This window comes from Streptomyces luteolus (assembly GCF_029968015.1).
Classification (GTDB): domain Bacteria; phylum Actinomycetota; class Actinomycetes; order Streptomycetales; family Streptomycetaceae; genus Streptomyces; species Streptomyces luteolus.
Window position 1 is genome coordinate 1 of the sequence record NZ_JASCIS010000084.1, and the last position, 11,918, is coordinate 11,918.

General features: G+C 70.6%; 9 protein-coding genes. 7 read left to right on the forward strand and 2 right to left on the reverse strand.

All coding sequences use genetic code 11. The features are described from left to right. The first annotated feature begins 617 nt into the window (after nucleotides 1-617). The 4 genes from QIT00_RS38075 (at nucleotide 618) to QIT00_RS38090 (ending at nucleotide 4,411) form a co-directional block, all read left to right on the forward strand. Entirely contained in the window at nucleotides 618-788 is a 171-nt protein-coding gene (locus QIT00_RS38075; protein ID WP_282540088.1) for a Trm112 family protein, read from the forward strand. A 95-nt stretch (nucleotides 789-883) separates the two neighbouring features. Next, nucleotides 884-2,014 (forward strand): SIS domain-containing protein, encoded by a 1,131-nt coding sequence (locus QIT00_RS38080; protein ID WP_282540089.1) that lies wholly within the window; start codon nucleotides 884-886, stop codon nucleotides 2,012-2,014. 139 nt (nucleotides 2,015-2,153) lie between these two features. After that, entirely contained in the window at nucleotides 2,154-3,305 is a 1,152-nt protein-coding gene (gene manA / locus QIT00_RS38085; RefSeq protein ID WP_282540090.1) for a mannose-6-phosphate isomerase, class I, read from the forward strand. Nucleotides 3,306-3,415: 110 nt separating this feature from the next. Then, nucleotides 3,416-4,411, forward strand: a complete 996-nt coding sequence (locus QIT00_RS38090) for a cation diffusion facilitator family transporter (RefSeq protein ID WP_282540091.1) — start codon at nucleotides 3,416-3,418, stop codon at nucleotides 4,409-4,411. Nucleotides 4,412-4,511: 100 nt separating this feature from the next. Here the strand turns inward: QIT00_RS38090 and QIT00_RS38095 are convergent, their stop codons facing one another. Further along, nucleotides 4,512-6,740: a fructose-specific PTS transporter subunit EIIC gene (locus QIT00_RS38095; RefSeq protein ID WP_282540092.1), complete on the reverse strand. Its 2,229-nt coding sequence runs from the start codon at nucleotides 6,738-6,740 to the stop codon at nucleotides 4,512-4,514. Between the two features lie 348 nt (nucleotides 6,741-7,088). Between QIT00_RS38095 and ahcY the strand changes: the two genes are divergently transcribed. Both ahcY and QIT00_RS38105 read left to right on the forward strand, forming a co-directional pair. Beyond that, the gene (gene ahcY / locus QIT00_RS38100; RefSeq protein ID WP_282540093.1) at nucleotides 7,089-8,546 is read left to right on the forward strand and encodes an adenosylhomocysteinase; all 1,458 of its coding nucleotides are present in this window, start codon (nucleotides 7,089-7,091) and stop codon (nucleotides 8,544-8,546) included. 315 nt (nucleotides 8,547-8,861) lie between these two features. Beyond that, entirely contained in the window at nucleotides 8,862-9,491 is a 630-nt protein-coding gene (locus QIT00_RS38105) for a hypothetical protein (protein ID WP_282540094.1), read from the forward strand. A 19-nt stretch (nucleotides 9,492-9,510) separates the two neighbouring features. Here QIT00_RS38105 and QIT00_RS38110 read toward each other — a convergent pair whose 3' ends face one another. Beyond that, on the reverse strand, nucleotides 9,511-10,461 hold the full coding sequence (locus tag QIT00_RS38110) for an RDD family protein (RefSeq protein WP_282540095.1): 951 nt from the start codon (nucleotides 10,459-10,461) through the stop codon (nucleotides 9,511-9,513). A 94-nt stretch (nucleotides 10,462-10,555) separates the two neighbouring features. Between QIT00_RS38110 and QIT00_RS38115 the strand changes: the two genes are divergently transcribed. Further along, a complete protein-coding gene (locus QIT00_RS38115) occupies nucleotides 10,556-11,563 on the forward strand; it encodes a stage II sporulation protein M (protein WP_282540096.1) in 1,008 nt (335 codons plus the stop codon). Nucleotides 11,564-11,918: the final 355 nt, after the last annotated feature.

The window sequence follows — 11,918 nt, forward strand, 5'->3', positions numbered from 1 at the left end:
ACCGCTGCTCCGGCTCAACGTGGAGGCCCGGGACGCCGCCACGATGGCCCGGGTCCGGGACGAGGTCCTCGCGATCGTCAGAGCCTGAGCGTCCTGGCTGCGGCCGGCGCCTGACCGTTCCGGCTGCGGCCGCATGGCCTGAGCGTTCCGGTTGCAGCCCCAGGGCCTGACTGTTGCGGCTGTGGCCAGAGCCTTACTGCCGCAGCCGCAGCCGCAGACAGCCTCAGCGGTAGTCGGCACCGTCACGCTGTGTGGCGGGCGCACACCGGCGACGGCGTCACGCACACCGCTGTACGGGTACGGACCGCCCCAGGTCAGACGGCCCCGCACCCCTCGCCGGGCCCTGCGCGGCCCGGCATCGGAACCCGCGCGGCGGTAGGCTGACCAGGCGCATTCTTAGTCCTGATCGGGGCACCCGCCCAGGTCAGGACCGAGGCCCGACCGAGGTCCCGACCGACGTATTCCGACCGATTTCGGGTAGCCGTCCGGCAGGCCGTAGCCGTCCGGCAGGCCGCAACCCCGCCCCACCCCACACCACCCCCGATCCACTTCCGACCACCGAAGCACTGACCACCGGCCCCCGCCGACCCGGTCAGCCACCCGAAGGGAACCGTTCCATGGCGCTCGAAGCCGGCCTCCTGGAGATCCTCGCCTGCCCGGCCTGCCACGCCCCGCTCAAGGAGGCAGACGCCGAGCTGCTCTGCACCGGCGACAGCTGCGGACTCGCCTACCCGGTCAAGGACGGCATCCCGGTGCTCCTCGTGGACGAGGCCCGCCGCCCGGCCTAGGCAGCCCGCGCGGGAGCCGTCCTCAAGGCCGGCCTCCCGCCCCCTGCCGTACGCACGAACCCACTGCCGTACGCCGGCGATCGGAGGCCCCAGCCGTGCTCGACGACTCGCTGCTCGACGATCCGGAGGCGCTCGGCCGCGCCGACCGCCGAGGCCTGCTGCGCGGCGCCGCGGAATCCGGCGCCAGAGTGCGCACGGCGCTGCGCCACGCCACCGAAACGGGCCTCACCGAACTGAGGACGGACGGCCGCCCCCGCGCGGTGCTCGTGGCCGGCCCCGGAACGGCCGCCACCGGAGTCGCGGACCTGCTCGACACGCTCGCAGGCTCCGGCTGCCCGGTCGTCCGGCTGCGCCCCACCGGCGTCGCCCCCGCCGCCGGAGCCCTGCGCTGGGCGCTGCCCGGCTGGTCCGGCCCCGTGGACCTGCTACTCATCGCCACCCCCGACGGCACCGAACCCGGCCTGGAAGTCCTCGCCGAACAGGCCTACCGGCGCGGCCTGACCGTCGTCTCCGTCGCCCCCGCGCGGGCCCCGCTGACCGAGACCGTCGGCGGCAAGCACGGCCTGGCCGTACCGATGGCGACGCCGCTCCACGAGGAGTACGAGGAGCTGGCGCTCGTCGGCCCCGACGTCCTGTGGGCGCTGCTCACACCCCTGCTCGTCCTCCTCGACCGCACCGGCCTGATCGAGGCGGCCCCCGAGGCGCTGCACAAGGTCGCCGACCGGCTCGACGGCACCGCCGAGCGCTGCGGCCCCGCCATCGCCACGTACAGCAACCCGGCCAAGACCCTCGCCGCCGAGCTGTACGAGACCCTCCCGCTGATCTGGACCGAAGGCCCCGCCGCAGGCCCCGTCGGCCGCCGTTTCGCCGCCTCCCTCGGCGAACTCGCCGGCAGCCCCGCCCTCGCCGCCGAACTCCCCGAGGCCCTGCCCGCGCACGGCCCCCTGCTCACCGGCGACCTCGCGGCGGGCAGCGACCCCGAGGACTTCTTCCGCGACCGCGTCGAGGAAGAACAGGCACTACACGCGCGTGCCGTCCTGTTGCGCGACCGACTGAACGGCGGACTCAGCGCAGCCCCGGCCGCCCGCGAACTCGCCCTCGGCCACGACACCGCCATCAGCGAGCTCGAACCGGAAGAGGGCACCGAACTGGAGACGCTCGCGGAGCTGATCGCCGTCACGGATTTCGCCGCCGTTTACCTGGCGCTCGCTTCCGGGGCCCGATGATGATCCACGCCGACCGACCGCGGCACCCGGCCCCGCCGGACCCCGCCCGCCACCGCCGCCCGGGCCGGCCCGCCGCCCGAGCGGGGACCGGGCCCGCGTCCGCCCGGGCCGAGTGACCCACGTACGAAAGAAGTCCCGTATGGACCGCCTCTCCAACACCGTCCGCCCGTACGCCTGGGGTTCGACCACGGCCATCCCCGAGCTCCTCGGTGTGGAACCGACCGGCGAACCGCAGGCCGAGATGTGGATGGGCGCCCACCCCGGCGCCCCCTCGCGCCTCACGCGCGGCCCGTTGAACGAGGTGATCGCCGCCGATCCCGAGGCCGAACTCGGCCAGGACACGGTCGCGAAGTTCGGACCCCGACTGCCCTTCCTGCTCAAGCTCCTCGCCGCCGGCGCCCCGCTCTCCCTCCAGGTCCACCCCGACCTCACCCAGGCCAAGGAGGGGTTCGAGGACGAGGAGCAGCGCGGCATCCCGATCGACGCCCCGCACCGCAACTACAAGGACGCCAACCACAAGCCCGAACTGATCTGCGCGCTCACGCCGTTCGACGGCCTGTGCGGCTTCCGCGACCCCGACGACGCCGCCCGCCTCCTCGAAGGCCTCGACGTCAACTCCCTGAAGCCGTACGTCGACCTGCTGCACGCCCACCCCGAAGAGGCCGCGCTGCGCGAGGTCCTCACCGCCGTACTGACCGCCGACCGCGACGAGATGGCCGCCACGGTCACCGAAGCCGCGGCCGCCGCCGAGCGCATCGGCGGCCACTACGAGCCGTACGCGCTGATCGCCCACGACTACCCCGGCGACCCCGGCGTGATCGCCGCCATGCTCCTCAACCACGTCCGACTCCAGCCCGGCGAGGCCCTGTTCCTCGGCGCCGGCGTCCCGCACGCGTATCTGAACGGCCTCGGCGTCGAGATCATGGCCAACTCCGACAACGTCCTGCGCTGCGGCCTCACCCCCAAGCACGTCGACGTGCCCGAACTCCTGCGCATCGTCCGCTTCCAGGCCACCGACCCGGGCGTGCTCCGCCCCGAGGCCGACCCGGGCGGCGAGGAGGTCTACGAGACGCCGATCGACGAGTTCCGCCTCTCCCGCTTCGCCCTGCCCGAGGGTTCGGCGCCCCGCGACCTGACGGCCCGTACGCCGCAGATCCTGCTCTGCACCGCCGGAACCGTCCGCGCCGGAGAGCTGGAACTCGCGCCCGGAGAGTCGGTTTTCGTCCCCGCGGGGGAGAAAACGGAGATCTCCGGAAACGGCACCCTGTTCCGCGCGACCGTAGTGGCCTGAGGCGCCGCCCTCCGGCCGTGCTGCAACAATGACCCACCGCACGGCATGAGCACGGCGAGTTTTGGGACGTACGAGACGTACGTGAACGTACGAAGGGACAACGGGCACTCATGAGCGCGTCAGGCGGGACCAAGGCGATCGTGGCGGCACTTGCCGCCAACCTCGCGATCGCGGTAGCGAAGTTCGTTGCCTTCCTCTTCAGTGGCTCGTCGTCGATGCTCGCCGAGAGCGTGCACTCGCTCGCGGACTCGGGCAACCAGGGCCTGCTCCTCCTCGGCGGCAAGAAGGCCAAGCGCGAGGCCACCCCGCAACACCCCTTCGGATACGGGCGCGAGCGCTACATCTACGCGTTCCTCGTCTCGATCGTCCTCTTCTCGGTCGGTGGCATGTTCGCCATCTACGAGGGCTACGAGAAGATCAAGCACCCGCACGAGATCGAGGCCTGGTACTGGCCGGTGGGCGTCCTGGTCTTCGCGATCATCGCCGAGACGTTCTCGTTCCGTACGGCGATCAAGGAGTCGAACGCCGTCCGCGGCAAGCTGTCGTGGAAGGAGTTCGTCCGCCGCGCCAAGGCGCCCGAACTGCCCGTCGTGCTTCTCGAGGACCTCGGCGCCCTCGTCGGTCTGATCCTCGCCCTCGGCGGCGTCGGCCTGGCGCTCCTCACCGGCGACGGCGTCTGGGACGGCATCGGCACCCTCTGCATCGGTGTGCTGCTCATCCTGATCGCGATCGTCCTCGCCGCCGAGACCAAGTCGCTGCTGCTCGGCGAGGCTGCCGGCACGGACCAGGTCGAGAAGATCGAGAAGGCGCTCGTCGACGGCGAGACCGTCACCCGCGTCATCCACATGCGCACGCTCCACCTCGGCCCGGAGGAGCTCCTCGTCGCCGCCAAGATCGCCGTCGAGCACGACGACACCGCGACGGAGGTGGCCAACGCGATCAACGCCGCCGAGGACCGCATCCGCGCCGCCGTCCCGATCGCCCGCGTCATCTACCTGGAGCCGGACGTCTACAGCGAGTCCGCGGCCGCCGCGGGCGTCAACCCGGCCAAGTCCCCGGGCGGCCCGGGCGGCCCGGGCGACCCGGGCACGGACGGCGCGCACTGACGCCGCCGCACTCATCGGTTCGTACGGCGAGGGGCCCCGCACTCCAGGGGTGAATTCCAGGGGTGCGGGGCCCTCGCCGTCTCTCGTCCGAGACGCGCGCCTACTGAATCTCACGCAGTACGTTGACGACCGCCCGCTTGTCCGGCGCCGCCATCAGCCGCTCACGGAAGGCCGGGTCCATCAGCTTGCGGGAGAGCAGCGCCAGGATCCGCAGATGCTCGTCACCCGCGGACGCCTCCGGCACCGAGATCATGAAGATCAGCTTGGCCTGCGTACCGTCGAGCGCTCCCCACTCGATGCCTTCCGGCGACCGCGCGAAGCCCACCACCGGGGACGTCACCGCGTCCGTCTTGGCGTGCGGGATCGCGATCTCCTCGCCGAGACCCGTGGTGCCCTGGGCCTCGCGCCGCAGCGCGGTCCGGACGAGCTCCTCGGTGTCCGCCACCTTGCCGGTCGTCGCCAGCATGTCGGCCAGCTCGCGGATCGCGGACTCCTTGTCCTGGGAGTCGAGGCGGAGCTTCACCGTCCGGTCCGTGAGGTAGCCGGACAGGACTTCGGCGCCGTCCTCGGGCCCGCCCTCGCCCTCCACGGCTCCCGCTGCGGGAGCCGCAGGAGCCGCAGGAGCCGCAGGAGCCGCAGGAGCCGCAGCGTGGGCGGCGTCCTCGGGCGCGGGGTCGGCCTTACGCGAGGGCTCCGGGCCCCTCTCCAGCGAGCCCGGAGTGCCCGCCCTGCCCGGGCTCTTCTCCAGCGGGCCCGCGGAGGGGGCGGCACTCGCGGCAGCCACACCCGCGCCCCCGGCACGGGCCGCACCCGCCCCGACGCCCGCGAGCGCCGGCTCGGCACCCCCGGCCGGGACCATCGCCCCACCGCGCCGCTTGCGCTCGCTGATGTCGACCAGCGTGACCGTCGCCAGCGCCGTCACGACCGCACCGATCGCCACAGCCACGAAGAACATCGCCACACCGCCCACGGCACCGAGCACGGCGACGATCGGACCGCCGTGCGGCACCGCGTCCTCGACCCCCGCCAGACCCGCGATCCCACCGGCCACCGCGCCACCCAGCATGTTCGCGGGGATCACCTGCGCGGGCCGCGCCGCCGCGAACGGAATGGCGCCCTCCGAGATCCCGAAGAAGCCCATGAACAGCGCCGCCAGGCCCGTCTCGCGTTCCTGCTCCGTGTAGAGCTTGCGCCGGATCAGCGTCGCGAGGCCCTGGCCGAGCGGCATGACCGGAATGGCGGCCGCGCACATGCCCATGACCGTCTGGTTGCCGGTCGCGATGAGCCCCGCACCGAACAGGAACGCCGTCTTGTTGACCGGCCCGCCCATGTCGAAGGCGATCATCAGGCCGAGGAGCGCGCCGAGCAGGATCGCGCTGGTGCCCGTCATACCGCTGAGCCAGCTGGTCAGATGCTCGAAGATCCACGCGATCGGTCTGCCGATGACGTAGATGAAGAACAGGCCGAGCGCCGAGGTCGCCACGATCGGGATCACGATGATCGGCATGATCGGCTGGGCGAACTTCGGCACCTTGACCTTCTTGATCCACAGCACCAGATAGCCGGCCAGGAAGCCCGTGACGATCGCACCGATGAATCCGGCGCCCGCCTCCGAGTCGTACAGCTCACCGGTGTTGGCGATCCAGCCGCCGATCATGCCCGGCACGAGCGCCGGCCGGTCGCCGATCGCGTACGCGATATAGCCGGACAGGATCGGCACCATCAGCGTGAAGCCGATGACACCGATGTCGTTGACGTGCTTCCAGAACGAGCCGTCCGGGATGACCAGACCGCCCTCGGGGTCGGTGTTACCGCCGAGCGACAGCGAGATCGCGATCAGCAGACCGCCGACGACGACGAACGGAATCATGTACGAGACGCCGTTCATCAGCGCCTTGTACGCGAGGCTGCGCTCCCTGCCGCCACCGCCGCCGGTGCCTATCGCGCCGCCCGCGGGCGCCGAACCGCCGCCGCCGTGCACGGGCGCGCTCTGCACCCGGTCGATCAGCTCCTCCGGGTGGCGGATGCCCTCGGCGACGCCCACGCTCAGGATCCGCTTCCCGGCGAAGCGGTCGAGATCGACCTCCTTGTCGGCGGCGATGATCACGCCGTCGGCCTCTCTGACATCGTTGTCGGAGAGTACGTTCTCCGACCCGATGGAGCCCTGCGTCTCCACCTTCATCCCGATGCCGAGCCCCTCGGCCGCCTGCTGCAGCTTCTCCGCCGCCATGTACGTATGGGCGATGCCGGTCGGGCAGGCGGTCACCGCGACCAACTTTCTCTGCCCTGCCTGGCCCGCGGCCTCAGGCGGGTCGCTCGGACTGGTCACGTGGATCTCCTTACGCCTTCATCAACAAGATCGCGCATATGTTCCCGATCTCAAGGCATCCTGCAACACGTGCAGCCGGATCCGAAACCGCAAAGGTCCCAATTGTCGGGGGCCTGCTCGGGTGCCGTTCAACGCTGGCGCGGATGGAGGGGGCTGGGGCTCACTGGGCCGATCGGTGTAGATTCGTAACCCAGCCAGACGTCGCTGCTGATGGCGGTCGGGCGGCCTCCGGGCTGTCCGAGGGAGAGAGGGCCTCGGACGACTGCGCTGCGAGTGCCGGGCATTCCTATGCTCGACGCCGCAGACCAGCCATGCCCAACCTCGACCGATTACGAGGAGCAGCTCGCCATGACGACTGTCGCCAACCGACAGGACTTCAAGGTCGCCGACCTCTCCCTCGCGGAGTTCGGCCGCAAGGAGATCACCCTCGCCGAGCACGAGATGCCCGGCCTGATGGCCATCCGCAAGGAGTACGCGGCCGCTCAGCCGCTGGCCGGCGCCCGCATCACCGGTTCGCTGCACATGACCGTGCAGACCGCCGTCCTGATCGAGACCCTCGCCGCACTGGGCGCCGAGGTCCGCTGGGCCTCCTGCAACATCTTCTCCACCCAGGACCACGCCGCCGCCGCCATCGCGGTCGGCCCGAACGGCACCCCGGACGCCCCCGCCGGCATCCCGGTCTTCGCCTGGAAGGGCGAGACCCTGGAGGAGTACTGGTGGTGCACCGAGCAGGCCCTGACCTGGCCGGACTCGCCCACCGGCGGCCCGAACATGATCCTCGACGACGGCGGTGACGCCACCCTCCTCGTCCACAAGGGCGTCGAGTACGAGAAGGACGGCAAGGTCCCCGCCGTGGACACGGCGGAGTCCGACGAGCACCGCGTCATCCTCCAGCTCCTGCACCGCACCCTCGGCGAGAACCCGCAGAAGTGGACCAAGCTCGCCTCGGAGATCCGCGGGGTGACGGAGGAGACCACGACCGGTGTCCACCGTCTCTACGAGATGCACCGGGACGGCACCCTGCTGTTCCCGGCGATCAACGTGAACGACGCGGTGACGAAGTCGAAGTTCGACAACAAGTACGGCTGCCGGCACTCGCTGGTGGACGGCATCAACCGCGCCACCGACGTCCTGATCGGCGGCAAGACCGCGGTCATCTGCGGCTACGGCGACGTGGGCAAGGGCTGCGCGGAGTCGCTGCGCGGCCAGGGTGCCCGTGTGATCGTCACGGAGATCGACCCGATCTGCGCGCTGCAGGCGGCGATGGACGGCTACCAGGTCACGACGCTGGACGACGTGGTGGAGACGGCCGACATCTTCGTGACGACCACGGGCAACAAGGACATCATCATGGCCTCGGACATGGCCCGGATGAAGCACCAGGCGATCGTCGGGAACATCGGCCACTTCGACAACGAGATCGACATGGCCGGCCTCGCCGCCATCGACGGGATCGTGAAGGACGAGGTCAAGCCGCAGGTCCACACGTGGACGTTCGCCGACGGCAAGGTCATCATCGTGCTGTCCGAGGGGCGTCTGCTGAATCTGGGCAACGCCACCGGTCACCCGTCGTTCGTGATGTCCAACAGCTTCGCCGACCAGACGCTGGCGCAGATCGAGCTGTTCACGAAGCCGCAGGAGTACCCGACCGACGTGTACGTGCTGCCCAAGCACCTGGACGAGAAGGTCGCCCGCCTCCACCTGGACTCGCTCGGCGTGAAGCTGACCGAGCTGCGCCCGGAGCAGGCGGAGTACATCGGCGTGCAGGTCGACGGCCCGTACAAGCCGGACCACTACCGCTACTGACCCGACCTCGGCCCCGGCATCCGGACCGCACCGGCCACCGGTCACCGTCGGCCGTAGCCTGAAGCAGGCCCTCGCCCTCGTGGCGGGGGCCTGCACCCTTGATGGCCTCCCGAACCTCCAGGACCTCCCGGACCAGCAGGGCCAGCCGGACCGCCGGAGCCTCCCGGACCGCCGGAGCCTCCCGGACCGCCGGAGCCTCCCGGACCGCCGGAGCCTCCCGGACCGCCGGGGCCTCCCGGTGCCGGCCCGGTCAGGCCCGCGCCCCCGGCTCACCCCGCCCAGCCGACCAAGGCCCCCACGAAGGACCCGCCCCTCATGCCTCGCGGCCGCTACTCGCTCCACGACACCCACGACCACACCCCCCTCGGCGAAGAACACTTCCACTGCGCCCCCGGCCCCTCCGGCTGGCGCTACGTCTCCCAACTCACCACCCCCGCGGGCGACCACGCGGGCTCCGTCGACCTGGCCATCGACGAACTGGGCCGCCCCATCCGCGCCGAACTGCACGCCGCCGGCTGGCAGGTGCGCGGCGCCGCCCTGGACGGCGTCACCTGGGTACGAACCGACCCCACCGGTCGGCACGCCACCGAAGGCAACGTCGCCGCTCACGCCTTCACCGGCGCCTCCCCGGCATTCCTGATCGCCACGGCCCGTCTGCTGCGTCTCACCCCAGGCACCCCCGCCACTCGCGTACGCCTTGTCTGCTTCACCCAGCCGGTCCTCGCCCCACGCACCCTCGACCAGTCCTGGGCCCTGCTGAAGACAGAACCACACGCTACTGACAACGGCCCGCTGCTTGTGGACGAGTACCAGGTCACAGCCCTGGACACGGGCGAGCAGAGCACCGTGCACATCGCCGGCGACGTGGTGCTCGCAGCCCCCGGCATCGAGCTGGAGCACCTGGAGTCCCCGCCGTCGCACTTCCCCGCAGCACCGGCCGACTGACGACGCCGGACGCCGGACTTCAGGCCGGCGGTACGAACCCGGTCGCAGGCGGGGCAGGCGGAGCCTCCACCTCCGGCTCCGCACCGACCACCGGCCGTGCCACCGCAGCCTCGGCGTTGTACGTATCCCGCACCTCCGGGACGGCGGGCTGCCGAGGTCCAACGGACGCAACCGCCTGCTGCCCGGACCCGCCCGCGAACCCGGCCGAGGCTCCCGCACCCCCAGCGGCGAACGCCCGCCGGACATCCCGCGTCTGCCGCTCGTGAACGACCGCGGCCAGATACGCGCCGGGTGGCACACCATGCGGCAGCGGCGCCCCGGTGCACGACACGAGCTCCCCGGCCAACCGCTCGGCCATGGCCGCACCCACCTGCGGATCGAGCTGCCCCATCCGCGTCAGATACTGGCGAATCGCCAGCCACAGCCCGTCCGGCACACCCGACAGATCAAGCTCGGAGAACCGCCCCACAAGCCATGGCGGCGGAGGCGGCACATAGGAAGCCCGCCCAGCAGGCACCCGCTCCCGTATGACGAGCGTCCCCGCGAAAACGTCCCCAAGGCGCCGCCCGCGAGCGGACACCAGCGAAGCGACGCAGGCGACGATCCCGAACGTCGCCAAAATCTCGATCACGCCCATCGCCCCACGCACCAGCGCATGCCGGAACCGGATCGGCCCCCCGTCGTCCCGCACCACCCGCAACCCACACGCCAGCTTCCCCAACGACCGCCCGTGACTCAGCGTCTCGACCGCGATCGGTCCGCCGACGAGCACGAGCAGAAACGTCGCCACAGAGATGGCCGCGACAGCCGCGTCATCGAGCGAAGCCGTGGCCGCCAACAGCGCCACAGACACGGCGATATACACGGCGAACGCCGCAGCCAGGTCGATGAGCACGGCCAACGCCCTGCTCGGCAGCCTCGCCGTGCGCAGCTCGAGCGCCACCGCCTCGCCCGTCACCAGCTCACTCATGCGTGCCCGCCCTTTCCGCCCTGCCCCTGGAACAGCCAGTCTGCCAAGCTGTGGACGCAGCGCGCCGCACTATGAGGAGGGGAGCAGCGGCCTGATGGACCTCGACGTGTTCGTGTCCGCCCACCGGCCGGAGTGGGACCGCCTGGACGCACTCCTGCGCCGCCGACGCCGCCTCACAGGCGACGAGGCCGACGAACTCGTCGTGCTCTACCAACGCACCGCCACCCACCTCTCCCTGATCCAGTCCAGCGCCCCTGACCCACAGCTCACGGGCCGGCTCACACAACTCGTCGCACGCGCGCGTAGTGCCGTGACCGGCACGCGCCGCGCAGGCTGGCGCGACGTCACACACTTCCTGACCTCCGGATTCCCCGCGGCGCTCTACCGAACCCGCCACTGGTGGGTGCCCACCGCACTGCTCTCGACGGCAGTCGCAGCGCTCATCGGCTGGTGGATCGCGACCCACCCAGAAGTGCAGTCCGCGATCGCCGCCCCCGAGGAACTACGCGAGCTGACCCGCCCCGGAGGCCAGTACGAGGCCTACTACTCAAGCCACCCAGCAGCGTCCTTCGCCGCACAGGTATGGACGAACAACGCACAAGCAGCGGCAATGTGCCTGGTCCTCGGAGCGTTCCTGGGCCTGCCGGTCATCTGGATCCTCTTCCAGAACATGCTCAACGTGGGCGTGGGCATCGGCCTCATGTCATCGGCAGGCCGCCTGGACACCTTCCTCGGCTTGATCCTCCCGCACGGCCTCCTCGAACTCACCGCCGTCTTCGTAGCGGCCGGCACAGGCCTCAGACTCGGCTGGACCCTGATCGACCCCGGCCCACGCACCCGCCGCACCGCCCTGGCGGAAGAAGGCCGGGCAGCTGTGGGCATGGCGATCGGACTGGCACTGATCCTCTTCATCTCCGGCGCCATCGAAGGCTTCGTCACCCCGTCCGGCCTCCCCACCTGGGCAAGGATCGGCATCGGCATCACCGCGGAGCTCGCGTTCCTGACGTACGTCTACGTGGTGGGGCGACGGGCGGCACGACAAGGGGAGACCGGGGACTTGGACCCGACGGAGCGCAGCATGTCCGCCCCGACAGCGGCTTGATGTGCGACCAGCCCCGCTGACCTGCTAGTCTCCTCTCTGCCCGCAAAGGTTGTTGACACAGCCCGAGCGGGGAGGTAGATTCGAACAGTTGCCTGGAGCTGGACAAGCTCGACCGCAACAGTTAGTATTTACAAGCTTCCGGAAAGCTCTTTCCAAAATGAAGCACTCTTCCGATTCGCCAGAGTCAGGACGCCGGTAAGGCCGACTGAAAAGCTCTGATAAACTCGGAACGTCGCCAAAAGGGAGCCGAAAGGCCCTCAAAGGCAAAATGGCTCTCCAGCAGCCACGGATTCAAATTCCGAATCGCTTCCGACAGGAAACGGAACGGGAAAAGGATCTGGTAAGGTTGGAAATA

Coding starts and splice junctions, on each gene's coding strand:
- QIT00_RS38075 (WP_282540088.1), top strand. CDS start 618: ATGGCGCTCGAAGCCGGCCTCCTGGAGATCCTCGCCTGCCCGGCCTGC.
- manA (WP_282540090.1), top strand. CDS start 2,154: ATGGACCGCCTCTCCAACACCGTCCGCCCGTACGCCTGGGGTTCGACC.
- QIT00_RS38090 (WP_282540091.1), top strand. CDS start 3,416: ATGAGCGCGTCAGGCGGGACCAAGGCGATCGTGGCGGCACTTGCCGCC.
- ahcY (WP_282540093.1), top strand. CDS start 7,089: ATGACGACTGTCGCCAACCGACAGGACTTCAAGGTCGCCGACCTCTCC.
- QIT00_RS38105 (WP_282540094.1), top strand. CDS start 8,862: ATGCCTCGCGGCCGCTACTCGCTCCACGACACCCACGACCACACCCCC.
- QIT00_RS38110 (WP_282540095.1), bottom strand. CDS start 10,461: ATGAGTGAGCTGGTGACGGGCGAGGCGGTGGCGCTCGAGCTGCGCACG.
- QIT00_RS38115 (WP_282540096.1), top strand. CDS start 10,556: ATGGACCTCGACGTGTTCGTGTCCGCCCACCGGCCGGAGTGGGACCGC.